This window comes from Actinomycetospora sp. NBRC 106375, from assembly GCF_030269665.1.
In the GTDB taxonomy this organism is placed as follows: domain Bacteria; phylum Actinomycetota; class Actinomycetes; order Mycobacteriales; family Pseudonocardiaceae; genus Actinomycetospora.
The window spans coordinates 64,708-84,029 of the sequence record NZ_BSTS01000020.1 but is presented as its reverse complement, the minus strand read 5'-3'; the positions used below and the strand labels follow the sequence as shown (position 1 = coordinate 84,029).

14 protein-coding genes and 2 pseudogenes are annotated in these 19,322 nt (G+C 73.3%); 7 read left to right on the top strand and 9 right to left on the bottom strand.

What is annotated here, in order from left to right:
* Positions 1 to 53: 53 nt before the first annotated feature.
* On the bottom strand, positions 54 to 1,826 hold the full coding sequence (locus QSK03_RS26785; RefSeq protein WP_285658434.1) for a CocE/NonD family hydrolase: 1,773 nt from the start codon (positions 1,824 to 1,826) through the stop codon (positions 54 to 56).
* Between the two features lie 254 nt (positions 1,827 to 2,080).
* On the opposite strand from QSK03_RS26785, the gene QSK03_RS26780 reads away from it, so the two are divergent.
* A complete protein-coding gene (locus tag QSK03_RS26780) occupies positions 2,081 to 3,475 on the top strand; it encodes an FAD-binding oxidoreductase (protein WP_285658432.1) in 1,395 nt (464 codons plus the stop codon).
* A gap of 51 nt (positions 3,476 to 3,526) precedes the next feature.
* On the top strand, positions 3,527 to 5,206 hold the full coding sequence (locus tag QSK03_RS26775) for an MFS transporter (protein ID WP_285658430.1): 1,680 nt from the start codon (positions 3,527 to 3,529) through the stop codon (positions 5,204 to 5,206).
* A 33-nt stretch (positions 5,207 to 5,239) separates the two neighbouring features.
* Here the strand turns inward: QSK03_RS26775 and QSK03_RS26770 are convergent, their stop codons facing one another.
* Together QSK03_RS26770 and QSK03_RS26765 are read right to left on the bottom strand one after the other, a co-directional pair.
* Positions 5,240 to 5,371 (bottom strand): hypothetical protein, encoded by a 132-nt coding sequence (locus tag QSK03_RS26770; RefSeq protein WP_285658429.1) that lies wholly within the window; start codon positions 5,369 to 5,371, stop codon positions 5,240 to 5,242.
* 57 nt (positions 5,372 to 5,428) lie between these two features.
* Entirely contained in the window at positions 5,429 to 5,809 is a 381-nt protein-coding gene (locus tag QSK03_RS26765; protein ID WP_285658428.1) for an ArsR/SmtB family transcription factor, read from the bottom strand.
* A gap of 68 nt (positions 5,810 to 5,877) precedes the next feature.
* On the opposite strand from QSK03_RS26765, the gene QSK03_RS26760 reads away from it, so the two are divergent.
* The 3 genes from QSK03_RS26760 to QSK03_RS26750 all read left to right on the top strand — a co-directional run bounded on the left by QSK03_RS26760 (position 5,878) and on the right by QSK03_RS26750 (position 9,564).
* Positions 5,878 to 7,893 carry a heavy metal translocating P-type ATPase gene (locus tag QSK03_RS26760; protein ID WP_502872226.1) on the top strand — a complete coding sequence of 672 codons (2,016 nt, stop codon included), beginning with the start codon at positions 5,878 to 5,880 and terminating at the stop codon, positions 7,891 to 7,893.
* A gap of 109 nt (positions 7,894 to 8,002) precedes the next feature.
* Positions 8,003 to 8,440, top strand: coding sequence for an SRPBCC family protein (locus QSK03_RS26755; protein ID WP_285658423.1), 438 nt, complete (start codon positions 8,003 to 8,005; stop codon positions 8,438 to 8,440).
* A 215-nt stretch (positions 8,441 to 8,655) separates the two neighbouring features.
* Positions 8,656 to 9,564 carry an alpha/beta fold hydrolase gene (locus QSK03_RS26750; protein ID WP_285658421.1) on the top strand — a complete coding sequence of 303 codons (909 nt, stop codon included), beginning with the start codon at positions 8,656 to 8,658 and terminating at the stop codon, positions 9,562 to 9,564.
* 414 nt (positions 9,565 to 9,978) lie between these two features.
* On the opposite strand, the pseudogene mscL reads toward QSK03_RS26750, so the two are convergent.
* The 6 genes and pseudogenes from mscL to QSK03_RS26725 all read right to left on the bottom strand — a co-directional run.
* Positions 9,979 to 10,353 (bottom strand): annotated as a pseudogene (gene mscL, locus QSK03_RS26745) (large conductance mechanosensitive channel protein MscL); the annotation flags it as partial.
* 209 nt (positions 10,354 to 10,562) lie between these two features.
* Positions 10,563 to 13,961: a bifunctional lysylphosphatidylglycerol synthetase/lysine--tRNA ligase LysX gene (gene lysX / locus QSK03_RS26740; protein WP_285658419.1), complete on the bottom strand. Its 3,399-nt coding sequence runs from the start codon at positions 13,959 to 13,961 to the stop codon at positions 10,563 to 10,565.
* A 256-nt stretch (positions 13,962 to 14,217) separates the two neighbouring features.
* Positions 14,218 to 14,679 carry a DUF1275 family protein gene (locus QSK03_RS33240; protein ID WP_352232051.1) on the bottom strand — a complete coding sequence of 154 codons (462 nt, stop codon included), beginning with the start codon at positions 14,677 to 14,679 and terminating at the stop codon, positions 14,218 to 14,220.
* Between the two features lie 134 nt (positions 14,680 to 14,813).
* Complete coding sequence (locus tag QSK03_RS26735) at positions 14,814 to 15,164, bottom strand: YrhK family protein (protein WP_352232050.1); 351 nt, start codon at positions 15,162 to 15,164, stop codon at positions 14,814 to 14,816.
* A 324-nt stretch (positions 15,165 to 15,488) separates the two neighbouring features.
* Complete coding sequence (locus QSK03_RS26730) at positions 15,489 to 16,424, bottom strand: CocE/NonD family hydrolase (RefSeq protein ID WP_285658416.1); 936 nt, start codon at positions 16,422 to 16,424, stop codon at positions 15,489 to 15,491.
* Positions 16,425 to 16,504: 80 nt separating this feature from the next.
* A pseudogene (locus tag QSK03_RS26725) lies at positions 16,505 to 17,035 on the bottom strand (CocE/NonD family hydrolase); the annotation flags it as partial.
* Positions 17,036 to 17,219: 184 nt separating this feature from the next.
* Here QSK03_RS26725 and QSK03_RS26720 point away from each other — a divergent pair.
* Positions 17,220 to 17,882, top strand: a complete 663-nt coding sequence (locus QSK03_RS26720) for a TetR/AcrR family transcriptional regulator (protein WP_285658415.1) — start codon at positions 17,220 to 17,222, stop codon at positions 17,880 to 17,882.
* 164 nt (positions 17,883 to 18,046) lie between these two features.
* Positions 18,047 to 19,294 carry an MBL fold metallo-hydrolase gene (locus QSK03_RS26715; protein WP_285658411.1) on the top strand — a complete coding sequence of 416 codons (1,248 nt, stop codon included), beginning with the start codon at positions 18,047 to 18,049 and terminating at the stop codon, positions 19,292 to 19,294.
* Positions 19,295 to 19,322: the final 28 nt, after the last annotated feature.

Genomic DNA, 19,322 nt, shown 5'->3' with positions numbered 1-19,322 from the left:
TGGATCAGTCCGGAATCATCGTTCAGTACTGAACCAGGGTTCACGTGTGACCGTCAATGGGCGCGGTCGAGGGGCACGCTCGTGACCTCGATCCAGCTCTCGCCGCCGAAGTGAACGGTGTTGCGGGCGAGGTAGGGCGGGACCGGGAGGTCGAACTGCGGATAGCCCTCGCCCGGGTCCTTGCGCACGAGGTCGGTGCGGCTGGCGAGGTCGAGGCGCAGGCGCTCACCGGCGCGGAGCAGCACCGGGCCCGGGGTCAGGCTGAAGCGCAGCACCACCGCCTCGTGCGGGGTCAGCGGCTCACGCCGGCCGGGGTCGATCGCGATCTCGATCGCGGTGCTGCGGGCGGTGTCCTCCACCCGCGACACCGGGCGGATCGCGCCCAACGAGAGCTGGTGCGCCGCGCCCCGGGCGTCGACGCGCGACAGGCGCGCGAGGACGAAGGAGTCGATCTCGTTGCTGCTGAAGGCCAGGCGGGCGGTGACCGGCCCGGCGAGCTGGACGTCCTGCGTCACGGGCAGCTCGAAGGTGAGCACCTGGTTGGCCAGCTCGTCGAGCCCGCCGAGCACGGGGACCCCGAGCGGGACGGCCGCCCACGAATTGGTGCCGGCGGGTGGCGTGTCCTCGGTGAGGCGATGGGTCACGTGGTCGGCGCCTGCCGAGGCGAGCGAGAGCCGGACCGTCTCGCCGTCCGGGGGCGGGAACGCCCCGGCGGAGCCGAAGGCGTCGGCGCCGTCGACCCAGTACCGGACGGGAGGCTGCTCGTCGTAGCCGTTGTCGATCCCGCGCAGGACGTGGTCGAAGAAGGCGAGCGCCTCGCCCTGCCACGCGTAGACCGGCAGGTCGTACTCCGGCGGCCCGACGATCATCCACTTGCGGCCGGCAGGCGTCCCCGCGTTCTCGAACAGGTCGTAGGTGCCGAACTGGTGGAAGTTGAAGTAGCCGAGGTTCTGCACGACCGCGAACGGCACCTCGATGTCGCCGAGCACCCCCGTCGAGCCCTCGGGGATCGAGGAGGACGCGCGGGTCTTCTCGTCGAAGAGCCAGTGGGCGTAGATCTCGCGGGCGAACCGGGTCGGGGTGGCCGCCATGAACCGGCGGAACACCGTGTCCACGCTGCGGTGGACGACCTTCTCCAGCAGGGAGTGCAGGGGGCCGTTGGTGACGTGGCTGACCAGGGCGCGCAGGTCGGGGGACATCCGGCGCCGGCCCGCGGCCTCCGTGAAGTTGGCCCCCATCCACAGCGTGAAGAAGAAGCTGTTGGGCACGCTGCCGAACTGCTGGAGGTGCCGGACGAAGTCGGTGCACATCTCGTTGGCGAAGAACGCCTTGAGCGCCGGTGGCTTCCGCGCGGCGACCTGCGGCTGGGTCATCCCGTAGTACGAGGTGCCGAACAGCACGACCTCGCCGTTGCACCAGGGCTGCTCGGCCGCCCACGCGATGACCGCCTCGTGGTCGTCGACGTCCTGCGGGTCGAAGAACATCACCTGCTCGCCGGTCGAGCGGCCCATGCCGCGACGTTCGACGACCACGGGGCAGTACCCGCGGTCGGTGAACACCGGCGGGGAGCCGATCTCGTTCGAGCCGGTCGGGATGCCGGCGGTGTGCGTCTCGCTGCTGTACGCCGAGAAGGAGACGACGGCCGGGTACCGGCCGGGGGTGGCAGGGGTGTAGGCGTCGGCGTTGAGGGTGACGCCGTCCCCGACCGGCACGCACTGTCCGGCGAGGACCCGGTTGCCCAGGCCCTCCATCGCGACGGTACGGGGCGTCCAGCCCGCGTACTGGGGCCCCGCGGTCGACGGCTTGAGCGGGATCCGGGTACTCACGGCGTCTCCAGCCGGGGCAGGCGGTCGGTCACGATGGTCACCGTCCGTACGTTTCCGTCTCGTTCCCGACAGATCGATCGGCCGATGGAGTGAGCGGCGGTTCGTTCGACGAGGGGTCAGCACCTAGCGTGTCGTCCGACGCCGAGGCGCGCCGTCGGACGCCACGCCCCGGTCAGGGAACGGAGGACGCCGGTGACCCTCGTCCTGGACGACGACCTCGTCGACGCCCGGTTCCTCCGCACCGGCGGTGCGGAGTGACCGCCGGGCCGGGCGACCTGGCGGCACGCGTGCTCGGCCCGGTGCTGCTGCCGGGCGACGACGGCTACGCGCCCGAGTTGGCGGGCTTCGACCTCGCCGTGGGCCAGCGTCCCGCGGTCGTCGTCGGTGCCACCGGAGCCGCCGATGTCGTCGCCGCCGTCCGCCACGCCGGCGAGCGCGGACTGGCGGTCGGTGTGCAGGCGACCGGGCACGGCATCACCGTCCCCGCCGACGACGCCCTCCTGATCACCACACGTCGCGCCGACGCGGTGCGCGTGGACCCGTCCGACCGCACCGCGTGGCTGGAGGCGGGGGCGGTGTGGAGCCGCGTGCTGCACGAGGCCGCGCCGTTCGGACTGGCGCCCCTGGCCGGCTCGGCCCCGGCGGTCGGCGCGGTGTCGTACACCCTCGGCGGCGGTCTCGGGGTGCTCGGCCGCCGCTGGGGGTTCTCGGCCGACCGCGTGCGCCGCCTCGACGTCGTCACCGCCGACGGCGTACCGCGCCTGGTGACCGCCGACGAGCACCCGGACCTGTTCTGGGCCCTGCGCGGCGGGGGCGGCAGCTTCGGCGTGGTCACCGGGATGCAGATCGAGCTCGTCGAGCTCGCCGAGATCTACGGCGGCGGGCTGTTCTTCCCCGGCGAGGACGCCCGGGCGGTCCTCGACGCGCTGCTCGTCGCGGGACGTGACGTGCCCAACGAGATCAGCCTGTCGGCGATGCTCATGACCTTCCCCGACCTCCCGGCCGTGCCCGCGGCCCTGCGCGGGCGCTGGTGCTGCCACGCGCGGGTGACCTCGTCGGGCACACCCGCCCGCTGCGAGGCCGCCATCGCGGGGTTGCGTCGCGCGGCGACACCGCTCCTGGACACCGTGCGGACGATGCCGGTCACCGAGGTCGGCACCATCCACAACGACCCGACGACCCCGCGGGCCACCACCAGCCGCTCGCTCGCGCTGCGGGCCGCCGACGAGGACACCGTCGCCACGATCCTGCGCCACGCGGGTCCGCACGCCCCGTTCGTCGTCGAGATCCGCCAGCTCGGCGGGGCGCTCGGCCGCGAGCCCACCGTGCCGGACGCCGTCGGTCACCGTCACAGCGCCTACTCGGTCTACGTGACCACGTCCTATCCCCGTCCCTCGGCGCGCACGGTGCCCGACGGCGCGGCCGAGCAGGCATTGCTGGACGACCTGGGCCCGTGGAGCGACGGCGGCGCGCTGGTCAACTTCCTCGCCGGTGCCCACGTCACCGCGGCCGACGTCCGGGCCGCCTACGAGCCGGAGCGCTGGGAGCGCCTCGTCGAGATCAAGACAGCCTGGGACCCGGAGAACGTGTTCCGGATCAACCACAACATCCCGCCCCGAGACCGCACCGGGACCCGGGTCCCCGGGTGACGGCGCCCGGCGCACCCCGGACCGGGGCGGAGCGAGGCCCTCGCACGTCCGGTGACCCCGCGCCACCCCGGCCGCGCCCTGCTCGACCTCTCGTCGACCCTGGCCGGGGTCGCCCTGCTGCCGCTGGTCGTCCCGCTGCTGGTCGCCACCCGGTGGGCGGGCAGGTCCTACGAGCGGATCGGACCCCGCGCCCTCGGCGTCGGCGGCACCCTCGCGACGGCCGCGGGACTGCTGTGCTCGGGCGCGGGGCTCGTCACCGGCGGCGTCGTCGTGGTGGTGGCCGGCCTGGTCCCGATCGGCGCCGGGATCGGGCTGCTGCTCAGCCCGATGACCACGGCCGCGCTCTCGGCCGCACCCGCCGACCGCCGCGGCCTCGCCTCGGGGCTGGTGTCGACGGTGCGCCAGGTGGGCGGGGTCGCCGGTGTCGCCCTCCTCGGCGTGCTCACCGGGCTCTCCGCGGGCGGCCTCCCGGTGCGGCGGGGTTCGCGGTCGCCGCCGTCCTCTGCGTCGTCGGCACCGCCGTCGTGGCCCGGTCCTTCGGCTGACGGACCCGCGACCGCGGCGAGCACCCGCGCCACCAGCCGCGACAGCCCTTCGGCGGCCGCCGGATCGGTCCCGCACCTGCGGAGTCTCGCTGGAGTTCTTTCCCGCACCCGCGGTGATCGCCATGCTGTCGTCGTGCTCGGCGATCCCGTGAACCCGGACGTGCTCGACCCCACCGCGCTCTACCGCCTCCGCGACGGCGCCTACGCCGCCGACCTCCTGCTCACGGCGGTGAGCGAGTTCGACGTGTTCGCCTGGCTCGCCGCCCACGGTCCGGCACCGGCGGAACAGGTGTGCGAGGCGATGGGGTGGGCCGCCCGCCCCGCCGACGTGCTGCTCACCCTGTGCGCCGCCCACGGCCTCGTGGACCGTTTCCTCGAGGCCGACGACCTCGTCCGCATCTCGGACTTCGGGCGGTGGCACCTCGGTGGTGACACCTCCTTCGACCTCCGGCCGTACTTCGGCTCGCTCGCCGAGCGTCCCGCGGTCGCCGAGTTCGCCGGGGTCCTGCGCACCGACCGTCCCGCCCCGTGGGCGAGCGCGCCGCCGCGACCGGACGGCCACGACTGGGCCGGACGCCTCGCCGATCCGCGGTTCGCCGCGACGATCACCGCGGCGATGGACGCGCGAGGCGCCTTCCTGGCACCGAGCGTGGCGCGGGTCCTCGGCGACCTCGCGATCGACCGGCTGCTCGACGTCGGCGGCAGTTCGGGGATCTACGCCATGGCGCTGCTCGAGGACCGGCCGGAGGCCACGGCGACGGTGCTCGAGCGGTCACCGGTCGACGAGGCGGCGCGGACGCTACTGGCCGAGCGAGGAGCGGGCGAGCGCGTCCGGGTCGTCACGGCCGACATGTTCGGCGACCCGTGGCCCGCCGATCACGACGTGCACCTGTTCTCGCAGGTCCTGCACGACTGGGGTGCGCGTGACGTCGAGCGGCTGATGGCGACGTCGTTCGCCGCGCTCCCGCCGGGCGGGCGCCTCGTCGACGTCGACGCCCACGTCGACGCCCGCCGCACCGGCCCGCGTCCGGTCGCGGAGTACTCGGCGCTGCTGATGCACTCGACGCCCGGGAAGTGCTGGTCGACCGGCGAGCTCGGCGACATGGCCGCCCGGGCCGGCTTCGCCGAGGTCGAGGTGCGGGCGTGCGCGGGCGACCGCAGCGTCCTGGTCCTCACCAAGCGCTGAGCGCACCCGTCCCGCGGAGGCGGACGGCCGGCGTCAGCCGTCCGCCGGCCGCCCCGGTCCGGCCGACGCCGTGCACCGCACCACCCCGTCGACGACGGCGGTGGCGACCGCGCCGACGTGCGGACGCGGCCGGTCGCCGAGCGTCAGCAGGTAGCCGGCTCCCATGCCCTCGACCGTCTCGGCCAGCGCCTCGGGCTCGACCTCGATGCTTACGACCGCAGGCTACGACCCGACCGGTCGGTCCTCCGCCGCGGAGACGTCCCCGAGCACCGCGGCGACGAGTGCGTGGCCGGCCGGGGTCAGCCGGTACAGGACGAGCTTGCCGTCGCGCCGCGAGGTCACGAGCCCGGCGGACCGCAGGACCCGCAGGTGGTGCGACGCGAGGTTCTGCGCGTGGCCGACGACCCAGGCCATGTCACAGACGCACAGCTCGTCGCCGGCGAGCAGGGCCGCCGCCACCGCGAGCCGGGTGGGGTCGGCGAGCGCCTTCCCTCGCGCGGCCGCGCCGCTCAGGACGTCCGGCTCGGGCAGGGAGGTCCGGATGTCCTCGGCGTGCGGGAGATCCAGGCAGAGCAGATCGCACTGGTCGACCTCGGGGGACACGGCGTCAGACTAACCATCGTTGCTGCGTCCCTTGTGACAACGCATCAACGAGCGTGAGGATGTCTGCCGTGTCCGACGCCTGCTGCGGCCCCGGCGACGCGGAGAGCGCCGACGAGGAGCCCGCCCGGCTGTGGCAGGTCCGCGGGCTGCGGCTTGCGCTCGCCGCGGCCGTCCTGCTCGCGGGCGCCTGGATCACCGGCCTGGCCGGCGGCCCCGACCTCGCCGTCACCGGCCTGGCCCTGGTCGCTGCCGTTGTCGCGTCCTCCACCTTCGTCCCCGGGGCGCTGCGCGACCTGCGCCACGGCCGCCTCGGCGTCGGCACCCTGATGACGATCGCGGCGGTCGGCGCGGTCGCCCTGGGGGAGGTCGCCGAGGCGGCGCTGCTCGGGATCCTGTTCTCGATCGCCGAGGGCCTCGAGCACCACGCCGTCAGCCGGACCCGGCGCGGACTGCGGGTCCTGCTCGGCCTCGTGCCGCCGACCGCCTCGGTACTGCGCGGCGACCGCGAGGTCACGGTCTCCGCCGACGACCTCGTGGTCGGCGACCTGCTGGTGCTCCGCCCCGGCGAGCGGGCCGCCACCGACGGCGTCGTCCGCACCGGCCGGACCCGCCTGGACACCTCGGCGATCACCGGCGAGTCGGTCCCGATCGAGGCCGGGCCGGGTCACGACCTGTTCGCCGGCACCATCAACGGCGGCGGGGCGATCGAGGTCGAGGTCACCGCGGCGGCGGCGGACAGCTCGCTCGCGCGCATCGTGCACATCGTCGAGGAGGCCCAGGAGCACCGGGGCGCCGGGCAGCGTCTCGCCGACCGCGTCGCCCGGCCCCTCGTCCCCGCCATCATGGTCCTCGCCGTCGTGATCGCCGGGCTCGGCGTCATGCTCGGCGATCCCCTGCTCTGGATCGAACGGGCGCTGGTCGTCCTCGTCGCCGCCTCGCCGTGCGCCCTGGCGATCTCGGTGCCGCTCACCGTCGTCGCCGCCGTCGGCGCCGCGAGCCGCCACGGCGCCCTGATCAAGGGTGGCGCCGCGCTCGAGGAGCTCGGCCGCGTCCGCGCCGTCGCCCTGGACAAGACCGGCACCCTGACGCGCAACGACCCACGGGTCGTCGAGGTCGTCGCCGCGCCCGGCCACGAGCGCCGCGAGGTCCTGGCCGCCGCGGCGGCGCTGGAGGCCCGCAGCGAGCACCCCCTCGCCGGCGCCGTGCTGGCCGCCGCCGACGGGTGGGCGCTCGACGGCACGCCGGCCGAGGACGTCACCGCCGTCGCCGGCCACGGCCTGACCGGCGTCCGGGACGGCACCGTGCTGCACTTCGGCAAGCCCGGGTGGGTCCCCGTCTCGGACCTCGGCGGCGACGTCGAGCGCCTCCAGGACGCGGGTGCCACCGTCGCCCTCCTCGCGAGCGGCGACGCCGTGCTCGGTGCGGTGGCGGTGCGCGACGAGCTGCGTCCCGAGGCGCCGGAGGCCGTCCGGAGCCTGCGCGATCTCGGCCTGCGGGTCGCCGTGCTCACCGGCGACAACCGGCGCACCGCCGTCGCCCTCGCCGAGCAGGCGGGCATCGCGACGGTGCACGCCGAGCTGCACCCCGAGGACAAGGCCGCCCTGCTGCCCCAGATCGCCGGTGGGCGGGCGGTCGCGATGGTGGGCGACGGCGTCAACGACGCCCCCGCGCTGGCCACCGCCGACGTCGGCATCGCGATGGGCGCCATGGGCACGGACGTCGCCATAGAGACCGCCGACGTCGCCCTCATGGGCGAGGACCTGCGCCACCTCCCCCGGACGCTCGCCCACGCCCGCCGTGCGCGGCGGATCATGCTGCAGAACGTCGGGCTCTCGCTGCTGATCATCGGCACGCTGGTCCCGCTCGCCGCGCTCGGCCTCCTCGGGCTCGCCACCGTGGTCGTCGTCCACGAGGCCGCCGAGGTCCTGGTCATCCTCAACGCGATCCGCGCCGCCCGGACGACGACGCTGCCCCGTCGCACCGTCTGCGGTGATCTCGATCAGGTCCCGGCCCGCGGGCGGCCGAGCACCGGGAGAGTCGTTCCCGCCCGGGAATCCCGAGATCGCTGTTCTCGGCGCTCCTGATCTCTGCTGTGATCGGGGGCAGCAACGTCGAACAGGTCCGTGCACCCGTGGCCACCGGAGCCGGCCACGGCACCTCCGGAGATCCACCGTCAACACCCTTGGAGCGATCATGCCGCGCCCGTACGCCAGTGGAGTCGTCGCCGCGCCCGTCGACAAGGTCTGGGCCCAGGTCCGTGCCTTCAACGATCTGCCCGCCTTCCTGCCCGCCATCGGACACAGCGAGCTGGTCGAGGGCGTCGACGGGCAGGCCGGCGCCGTCCGCCGACTGACCCTCGCCGACGGTGGCGACCCCTTCGACGAGCGTCTGATCGCCCTCGACGACCCCGGCCGCTCCCTGACCTACACCTTCACCGGGGCGAACCCGTTCGACGTCCGCCGCTACGTCTCGACGATCCGCGTCAGCCCGGTCACCGACACGGGCGAGTCCTTCGTCGAGTGGTGGGCCGAGTACGACACGGACGCGGACCGCGAGGAGGAGCTCAACCGCACCTTCGCCGACGACGTCTACGCCGGCGGCATCGCCGGACTGCGCCAGCGCCTCGCCTGACGAGCGGGCGGGCCCGTCACTCCGACCGGGCGGACCGCCCTCCCGCTCCGGGCGGGCCACCGGCCGACGAGGTCGTGTGCGAGTTCGGGCTCGGCAGCGCCGCACCGGGCGGGGTGAGCCCACGGGGGCCGAGGATCAGCGCCGTGGGGGATGTCCGTCGTCCTCCGGGCCAGCAGGATTCGGTGACGTCGACCAGCTCAGCCGAGGAGCCGCTGATGGATCACGCCACCCGCACCGACGAGCCCGAGTACGTCAGCGAGATCGCCGAGACGGCCCTGGGGCCGGTCGAGTACGCCGTCGTCGGCACCGGGTCGCCGGTGGTCGTCGTGCACGGCAGCCCCGGCGGGATCGACGCCGCCGCCCTCATGGCGCGGATCCTGCCCCGCGACCGCGTCTCGGCGATCCTGCTCTCCCGGCCCGGGTACCTCGGCACCCCCCTCGCGGGCCGGTCCACCATCGACGAGCAGGCCGATCTGGTGGCGGCGCTCCTCGACCACCTGGCGATCGACCGGGCCGGCGTCTACACCTGGTCCGGCGGCGGTCCCAGCGGCTACCGCCTCGCGGTCCGTCATCCGGAGCGGGTCACGGCCCTCGTCGCCAACGCCGCGGTGTGCCAGGCCTACGAGGCGCCGCACCAGGATCTCGCGACCCGGCTGATGTTCACCACCGCCCCGGGTCGGTGGCTGCTGCGCCTGCTCGCCGCCCACCAGCCCGAGCAGTACATCCGCTCGGAGCTCGCCTCCGAGGGCGACCTCACCGACGAGCAGCTCTCCCGGCGCGTCGAGGAGGTCCTCGCCGACCCGGCCAAGCGCGACCTCGCCCTGGCCCTCGGTCCCACCGCCGTCCCCGACGCCCACCGCCGCGCCGGCTTCCACAACGACCTCGACCGGTTCGCCGCGATCACGTCGCTCGAGCTCGAGAAGATCACCGCGCCGACGCTGGTCGTGCAGGGCACCGCCGACAGCGACCTGCCGCCGGCCCAGAGCACCTTCGCCGCCGACACCATCCCCGGCGCCGAACTGCTGACCCTCGACAGCGGCACCCACCTCGCGCTCTACACCCACCCCGACGCGGCGGCGGCCCAGGCGCGCGTCGTGGAGTTCCTGACGCGCGGCGGCGGGTGACGTCCCCGCCCAGTGGCCACGCCACAGCACCACCACGCTCCGTGATGCTCCGCATCCTGCGTCCGGTGCTCGACCGGTCGGGCGCGAGATCAGTCAGGACCGGTGGGCGCCTCGAGCGGGTCCGGCCGAGACCGGTTCGGGCGTGGCCGCGGGAAGGGGTGTCGTCGGCGACGCGGCCGAGGGGTGTGGGGGTCGCGCCGCGGGGGCCGCTCCGTGAGCGGCGCCCGGAGCGCCGGCCCGTGCCGCAGTGGCGGGTGCCGGCTCGGCGCGGCCATGGCGACGTGATCCGCCGACCCGGTCGTCACGCCCCGCCGTCCCACCGGCGATCGCGCCGTCGAGAGCCACCGCCACCGGGTCGGGCGGACCGGAGGCCGCGTCGCCCTCGCGCGAGGTGGCGCCATCCCTGTCCGCGGCCTGCTGGGCGAGCAGATCCCGGATCTCGGCGAGCAGCTCGATGTCGGTCGACTCGACCGGGCCTGACTCCTCGCCCCTCAGCCGGCGGGCCTGGATGGCCTTCATCGGAGCGACGATCATGAAGTAGACCACCGCCGCGGTGAGCACGAACGTGATCGTCTGGTTGATGAAGTCGGCGTAGTCGAACACCACGCCGTCGACCGTCGCCGTACCCGCGAACTGACCGCTCCCGGGCGAGACCAGCTGGATGAGCGGCTTGAGGAACGAGTTGGTGAAGGCGGTGACGACCGCGGTGAAGGCTGCGCCGATGACGACGGCGACCGCCAGATCGACCACGTTGCCGCGCAGCAGGAAATCCTTGAAACCCTTGAGCACCCGACGCCCCTTGCCGAGATCGATCTCGAGCCGGAGGTCCCCGGCGTCCCACCGATCACGGTAGGAGGCCGGACGGTCGGTTCCCGCAACCCCCCATCCCCGGGGAACGTGTGCCCAGCTCAGCAGGGGATCGAGCTCGCCAGCAGGGGCGGTGGGCGCGCCGGGCGTTCCGTTCATCGACCGCGCGCAGGGCGACGTCCTCGGCTGACTCAGTGCCCGGGCCGGACGATCGGGAACAGCAGGCTCTCGCGGATCGTGCTGCCGGTCAGCATCATGACCATGCGGTCGACGCCCATCCCCAGCCCGCCGGACGGCGGCATGGCGTACTCGAGGGCGAGCAGGAAGTCCTCGTCGAGCTCCATCGCCTCGGCGTCCCCACCGGCCGCCAGGAGCGACTGCTCGGTGAGCCGCTTGCGCTGCTCGACCGGGTCGACCAGCTCGGAGTAGGCGGTCCCGATCTCGGCGCCGAAGCAGACCAGGTCCCAGCGCTCGGCCAGCCGCGGGTCGGCGCGGTGCTGGCGGGTCAGGGGGGACACGTCGGTCGGGAAGTCGCGGTAGAAGGTCGGTTCGAGGGTGTGGTCCTCGACGAGGTGCTCGTAGAGCTCCAGGACGACGGCACCGCGGCCCCAGTTCGGGTCGTAGGGGACGTCGATGCGGTCGCAGTGCCTGCGCAGCTCCTCGATGGTCGTGTCGGCGGTGACCTCCTCGCCCAGTGCGTGCGAGATGGCGTCGTTGACGGTGGTCGCGCGCCAGGTCCCGCCGAGGTCGTACTCGCGGCCCCGGTGGACGACGACGGTGCCGCCCAGTGCGGCGCCGGCCGCCTGCTGGATCATGTCCTGCACCATCGTCTGCATGGTGTCGTAGTCGCCGTAGGCCTCGTACGCCTCGAGCATCGTGAACTCGGGATTGTGGGTGGCGTCCGCGCCCTCGTTGCGGAAGTTGCGGTTGAGCTCGAACACCTTCTCCGCGCCCCCGACCATGAGTCGCTTGAGGTACAGCTCGGGGGCGATGCGCAGGTAGAGGCGCATGTCGTAGGCGTTGATGTGGGTGGTGAACGGGCGGGCGTTGGCGCCGCCGTGCACCGGCTGCAGCATCGGGGTCTCGACCTCGAGGTAGCCCCGGCCGGTGAGGCATTCGCGGACCGCGTGCACGGCGTCCGACCGCTGCCGCAGCATGCGGCGGGCCGCACCGTTGACCACCAGGTCGAGGTAGCGCTGCCGGACCCGGGCCTCCGGGTCGGCCAGACCGCGGCGCTTGTCGGGCAGGGGGCGCAGGCACTTCGCGGTGATCGACCACGCGGTGGCCAGCACGGACAGCTCCCCGCGGCGGGACGCCCCGACCTCCCCGGAGACGCCGACGTGATCGCCGAGGTCGACCTGCCGAGCCCAGTCGCGCACGCCGTCGCGGCCGAGCCGGGCGGCCGTGAGCATCACCTGCAGCTGCGTGTCGCCCTCCTGCAGCACGGCGAAGACCAGCCCGCCGAAGTCGCGGACGCGCACGACCCGGCCGGTCACCGCCACCCGCTCGCCGGTCGACGCGTCCGCCTTGAGCCGCCCGGATCGGGCCCGGATCTCCGCGAGGCTCGCGGTGCGCGGGTGGCCGACGGGGTAGGGGTCGACGCCGTCGGCCAGCATCTGCTCGTACTTCGCGTGCCGCACGCGGACCTGCTCGGGCAGCCGGGCGAGGCGGGCCGCGAGCTGCGCCGCGACGGGATCCTCCGCCTCGACCGGGGACGGCGGGGGAAGGACGACGGCCGGGCCACCCTCGGCGGCGAGGCCGCGGCGCTGCAGGGTCCGCAGGCTCGGGGTGGTGAGGAACCCCTCCGCGGTCGCGGCGGCCAGACCGAGCCGCGGGAGGTCGCGGGCGGCGCGGTAGCACAGGTAGCGCGGCGTCCAGATCGGCTGGTACTTGGCGTTCGCGCGGTAGAGCGACTCGAGCTGCCACCAGCGCGACCCCAGCACGAGCAGCCGCCGCCACAACCGGACCACCGGGCCGGCCCCGATCCGCTCGCCCTGCTCGAACGCGGCGCGGAACATCGCGAAGTTGAGCGAGAGGCGGTCCACCCCGAGGGTGCGCGCCTGCTCGACGAGCGAGGCGACCATGAACTCGGTCAGGCCGTTCTCGGCGGTGCGGTCGCGGCGCATGAGGTCCAGGGACAGGCCGTGGCGGCCCCACGGCACGAACGACAACAGTGCGCGCAGTTCCCCGGCGCCGTCGAAGCACTCGACCAGCACGCACTGCCCGTCGGCCGGGTCGCCCAGGCGGGAGAGCGCCATCGAGAAGCCGCGCTCGGCGTCGGTGTCGCGCCAGGCGTCGGCGCGCTCGACGACCTCCTTCATCTCCTCCGGGGAGAGGTCGGCGTGCCGCCGGACGCGGGCGGTGTGGCCCGTCCGCTCCACCCGGCTCACGGCCTGGCGGACCACCCGCATCGACCGGCCCTCCATCGAGAACTCTCGGACGTCGAGGACCGCCTCGTCGCCCAGCTCGACGACGCTCAACCCTGCGCCCGCGTAGGCGCGGGCGCCGCGCTCGCTCGCGCCCATCGCCGCCGGCAGCCAGCCGTACCTGCGCGCCTCGTCGAGCCAGGCCTCGATCGCGCCCGGCCACGCCTCCGGATCGCCGATCGGGTCCCCACTGGCGAGGCTGACGCCGGAGACGACGCGGAAGGTCACCGCGGACTTGCCCGTCCTCGAGAACACGGCGGCCTTGTCGCGGCGGGTGGCGAAGTAGCCCAGTGAGTCGTCGTCGCCGTACTGGTCGAGCAGCACCCGCAGGCGCTGCTCGTCGGCGGGGTCGAGCCGGCGGCGGTCGGGCCGGGGCCGGAACAGCACGTAGGCGGCGGCCAGGACGGCGAGGGCGCCGAACAGGCCGCACAGGAACGTCACCGCGCGCGGTCCGGCGCCGTCGACGCCCACCGCTCCGGGGTCGCCGAGACCGCCGAGCACGTAGGTGATGGCCCACCCGAAACGGTCCGCGGGGTTGCTCAGGGTGCCCGGGAACAGCTGCAGCAGGCCCCAGCCGAGCAGGGTGCCGGCGAGGACGAGCGCGAGGTAGGTCCCCAGCGCGCGCCACCCGCTGTGGTGCTGCGTCCGCGCGGTGAACCGCCGGCGGGCGACGAGCAGGATCGCGAGTGCCGCGACGCCGAACGCCAGCCGCAGCCACGTCCCCGTGGCCCCGATCTGGAGGGTGACCGGGTCCTCCGCGTCGGTGTCGATCGTGAACTCGACACCGCCCAGCACGCGTCCCAGTACGAGGTAGACCACGACGAACCACCACGCCACACGCATCCGTCGACGCACGGCGGACGCGAGGATGCCCAGGAAGGTCGCGATGGCCAGGCTCGGCGGCGCCTCGACCGACACGACCTCGATGGCGATCCGCAGCCACTCCAGGGGGGCGCGCAGCGGCGGAACGATCGCCGTGACGGCGCAGAAGGTCGCGACGAACGCGAGGTAGCCGGCGAGGAGGTCCGGCACCCGGTCGGCGAACCGTGCCATCGCGGACCGGCCGGCCGGTGGCGACTCGTCGCGGCGCGCCGCGGTCGGCGACGGCGCGCGCGACCCGGTGCGGGAGGCCTGGGGCGGCTCGTCAGCCGTCAGCTCGACCATGTCGTCTCTCCGAAAGGTCACCGGCCCCGGCGCGCGTCCCCGGCCCGGGCTTCTGCCGTCAGCATGGCGATCAATCCGAGGAACGGATACAGCGATATGCGTGGTCGCGTGCTCACGCAGCTCGTTGATCGTCGGTCCCGGTGACGGGGTGGCAGCGAACGATCCGGGGCGAGGACGCGCACGAGCATCATCGTGGAGAGAGCGAGAGACCGTCCGACTCGCAGGTCGATGCGGTGGAGACGAACGAATCGAACCCTCAACCCCCGCATCGCAAGGATGGACGACCGCGTTGACCAGGACCTCCGCTACCCCGCGCCAGACTCAAGCGGAGCACGATTGCGCTGCCCAGCACGGCCACGGCGAGTGTCAGCAGGGCAGGACCCGTCCCCCATGACGTCATGAAGGCGCCGAGCAGACCGCCGAGGAAGAGGAAGCCGATGGTGATCGAGTGCCGGCGCCCCGTCGGGCTGTCGACACCTGATGCGTGGGGCGGTTCGGCGCCCCGTGACAGTCTCCGGCACCGAGGATCGCACCGCCGACGAAGGCGGCCAGTGACAAACGCCGGCGACCAGGCCGGGGTCGCGCCCGAGCCGCCCAGAGCCAGGGCAAGGAATATCAGGTTCCCGGTCTGCAGAGCGGTGAACACCTGTCCCAAGGACAGGAAACTGATGACGTCGGCGGCACCCGCCGTCATGGTCAGCACGACGAGCGCCACCATCAGCCACCGACGGTTGTCTCCGCAGAGAGGGTTCGGCCATCGCAGACATGACGCAGCCGCGGGTGCCATCGAGTCGACGCCCGACTTCCTCCCCGACCCGGTTCGGGTTCGCGGGTGGTGGAGCTGGCGGGGCATCAGAAGTCCTGGGTGGCCTCGGGCGGCGGACCGAGATGGCCCGGCAGGCGCTGCAGGTGCAGGTTTCGGGTGAGGCGGATCGCCGGGCGGATGAGCAGCTCGACGCTGCCCGCGATGAACAACCAGGTACCCAGCCCGGCGGTCTCGGTCGAGAGGAACAGCACGCTACCGACGATGAACCACATCGCGATCAGAATGTCGTTGACGATGCTCAGGGTCTCGTAGCGCCGGCGGATCACCAGCTCTCGGTCCCCGAAGGTGACGACCAGGGGGCCGGGATGGGAAGGGACGGCAACGGCCCCAGTCGCGTGCGTGTCTCGCAGGGTCGATTCGGGTGATCGGACGTTCATTGGAGGCTCCTTTCGGCGCCGGTCGGCACGCGGCGGGCCCAGCGGCGTGCCACGAGCGCTCTCGAGGCCTGCCGGGCCGCCGCGAGAATGCGTCGCTCCTGTTCGCGAGCGATCTCGAGAGGGACATCGTGTGATGGGCCGATCAGGACGAGGTGGTCGAGCCCGCCGGATCGGCTTCCCGGAAGCCGTGCAGGATCAGGCGCGGGCCGATCGGGGCGTTGGACATGGGGTCCTCCCTTGCCGGGTCGGACGTCGGAGTCGGGCGCCGCGGCGCAGTCGGCGGTGCTGACCCCGAGCTCGGTCCGGCTCGGGCTCAGCCCCTCGTCACGACCACGGGGCGATCGGCACGCTCAGGGTGCTGTCGTGCTCGCCGCCGGTGTGCAGGACGCAGCGGCCGCGGGAGCTGGGCTGGTAGCCGGCGGGGAACTGGCCGGTCAGCGGGTTGCGAGCCTGGAGCCAGTGCCCCCGCAGGTCGAAGCGCAACACCTCACCGGCGCGGAAGAGCGTCGCCGAGGGCAGCAGCGCGATCTCGACGGGCACGATCTGGCCCCGCTCGAGGGGCTCTTGCTCGGTGTGGGCGTGCACCGGGCGTCCGGGCTCGGACAGGGTCGGGTCGAGGCGGCGGTGCGAGGCACGGAGCATGCCGTGGGTGACGGTGTCGCCGCGGAACCCGTAGGAGCCCTCGAACCCGACGTCGCGGCCGTCGCGTTCCTTGGTCACGCCGACGAACAGGGAAACGTCACCACCTTTGGGCAGTGACACCCAGAGCTTGGCGCTCATCGGGCCCACGAGCTCGATGTCGGTGTCGATGTGCCAGCGGAACGAGAGCCCGGCGCCGCGGGTACGCCACGACATCTCAGTGGGTTCGCCGGGGCCGATCTCGGACAGCGCGCGGTGAGTGGTGTCGAGGTGCAGCTCGCGCCAGGTCGTGCCGGGCGGTGGCCAGTCGGCGACCTGGTGCACGGAGCTGACGGTGTCGGCGTCCTCGCGGACCTCCACGCGCACCCGCGGCCGCTCGGTGATGCCGGTGTCCTCGCCCCGCAGGAAGTGGTCGAAGAACTGGGCCTGCACCGCCAGCGCCTCGGGCGAGTAGTAGGTGGCCCACTTGGGTCCGCGGTGGGTGTAGAGCCACTTGTGTTCCGACGAGATGCGCCGGAAGCCCTCGAACGATCCGCGGGAGTGCAGGTCGTGGTCGGAGAAGCTGCCGCACCCAGGGCCGGGACGTCGATCTTCTCGATGTCGCGGGCGCGGGCTTCCCACCAGGAATCGCGCAGCTCCCGGTGCGTCTGCTCGTAGCGGAACGTCACCGGCTTGCCGCTGGCCAGGCGGAGCATCGTGGTCCACATGATCACGAAGCCGTCCTCGCGGACTCCCCCGGGCCTCGCGAGGTCGCGGTAGGCGTCGGTGAACCCCTCCCACGGGCAGATCGCCACGAGGTGCGGGGGCCGCTCGGCGGCGACCGCCCATTGCGAGATCGCCACGTAGGACACGCCGGTCATCCCGACCCGCCCGGTGCTCCACGGCTGCGCGGCGGCCCACTCGACGAGGTCGTGCCCGTCGCGACCTTCCTGTTCGGAGAACAGCTCGCCCTCGCCCTCGGAATGTCCCCATCCGCGCAGGTCAGCGTTGATCACCGCGTATCCGCGGGACGCCCAGTGGGCGGGGTCGGGCGCCTCCCAGCTGGTCCACGCCGAATGCGAGAACGCCCGGCTCTGGGTGAGGACGCGGTACTGGCGGGGGATGCCGTAGCCGTGGCGGCGCTTCGGTGGGGTGTTGTCCTTGCCGTAGGGGTGCGCGCACAGCAGCACCGCCACCGGCTCGTCGGTGGCCGGCCGGAACACGTCGACCCGCAGCGTGACGCCGTCGCGCATCGTCACGGCGACGTCGCGCTCGACGATGACGCCCTCGCGGGGCGGGTCAGTGATGGTGACCAGGGGACGCGTCCGCCGTGCGAGTCGATGCCGAACCAGGTGAGCCATGATCTCCTCCTCGAACCTCTTGGTTTAGAATGTCACTCTAAACCTCAGAGTGTAGTCGGCGAGAAGGGCTGAACGGGTGACGTCACGACAGAAGCGGGTCGGTGAGGCGAGCCGAGCGGCGACGCGGCAGCGCCTGGTCGATGCCGCGGCGCATGAGTTCCGCGAGGGCGGATACACCGGAACCACCATCACCGCCCTCGCCCGGCGCGGTGGCGTGTCGATACAGACCCTCTACCTCGCCGTCGGCGGGAAGCCCGCACTGCTCCGCGCGGTGCTCGAGCAGGCCCTGGCCCCGCCGGACGCGACGGAGGAGAGCGTCCCGAGCGCCTCGGCCACCGAGGGCTACCGTCAGCAGCTGCGCTCACACGCCGCCGAGGCGCACCGAGATTCCGACGACTCCCGCGCCCGGCTCCGCGCCATCGTGCACGTCTACCGGCTCCTGGCCGAACGGGCCGCGCCCTGGTGGCGCCTCTACCGCGACGCCGCAGCCACCGAGCCCGAGATCGCCGCGGACTGGGCCGAGCTGCACCGGCTGCGTCGAGGCACGCTCGCCGCGCTGCTCGAGGACGTTCCCGACGAAGCGCTGCGGACAGGACTCGGCCGCGACGCCGCCGTCGACACCCTCTGGGCCGTCGCCTCGCCCGAGACGTATCACCTTCTCGTCGAACGCCTCCAGTACACGATCGACCAGTACGAGGACTGGCTCACCGAGACCCTGACCGCCGCACTTCTCGCCTGAGTGAAGGATCGGTCTCCACGAGACCGCGACCCGTCAGGACCGCCTCCGACTCGGCGTCGATGTCGAGCGCCCTGGCTGGCCGCGACGACTGGAGCCGGACTGAAGTGCCGTTGAAGTCCGTGGGGTGAGCGTCTCGGGCACCGGACCGAGACGAAGGAGACCCCATGTTCCGCCGCCGTGGCGTGCGCGAGCCCGTCGCCTGTTGCGCACCGTCGGGCACCGACGTCCCGTCCGACGACACCGCGAGCACCGCCGAGCCGTCGCGCCCCTCGATCGGACGACGCTCGCTGCTAGGCTCCGCGATCGCCGGCACCGGGCTCGTGGCGGCGGCCGCGGCTGGCTGTGCTCCGTCGGCCGAGCAGACCGCCGGGCCGCTCTCCACACCGCTGAACCCGGTGCTCCCGACCAGCAACTCGCAGCCCCGCGACACCTCGCTCACGCTGCTCGGGACCTCCGGCGGCCCGCAGGCCGACTACGTCCGTACCGGTACGTCGAGCGTGCTGACCGTCGAGGGGCAGAACTACGTCGTCGATTGCGGGCGCGCCAGCGTCACGCAGTACATCAACGCCGGGCTGGAGTTCAGGTCGCTCCAGGCCTTGTTCATCACCCACCTGCACGCCGACCACCTCGCGGACTACTACAACTACTTCCTCTGCGAGGGGGGCGAACCGAACGGCGAGGGCGACAACCTCTCCGGACCGCTGACGGTCTACGGCCCCGGGCCGGCCGGGGCCCTGCCCCCCATGCCGACCCCGCCGGTGGCGACCATCGCGCCGCAGAACCCGACCCCGGGCATCAAGGAGCTGACCGACCGCCTCAACGAGGGGTACGCCTACAGCTACAACGTCTTCATGCGGGGCATCGGCACCCGCGACATCGAGTCCCTGCAGGACATCCACGAGATCGTCGTACCTGCGGTCGGCGCCACCGCGGCGAACACCGCACCGTCGATGGCCCCGTTCCCGATCTACGAGGACGACCGGGTGCGGGTGAGCGCCATCCTCGTCTCCCACGGCGCGGTGTTCCCGTCCTTCGCCTACCGCTTCGACACGGCCAAGGGCTCGGTGGTGTTCAGCGGCGACACCAAGTACTCCGAGAACGTCGTCCGGCTCGCCCAGGGCGCCGACGTCCTGGTCCACGAGGTCATCAACCTGGAGCTCATCGAGCGGTTCGGCCACGTCACGCCCGCGCTGATGACGCACCTGCAGGATTCCCACACCACGACCAGCCAGGTCGGCCAGGTCGCCACCCAGGCCGGGGTCGGCCAACTGGTGCTGACCCACCTGGTGCCGTCCAACCCCCGACAGATCCCCGATCCGGTCTGGCACGCCCAGTGCAGCGCCAACTTCCGGGGGACCGTGCACGTGGGCAACGACATGGACCGCATCACCTGGGCTCCCCGACGCCGCTGACCCCACCACCCCCGTCAGGAAGGAAGCG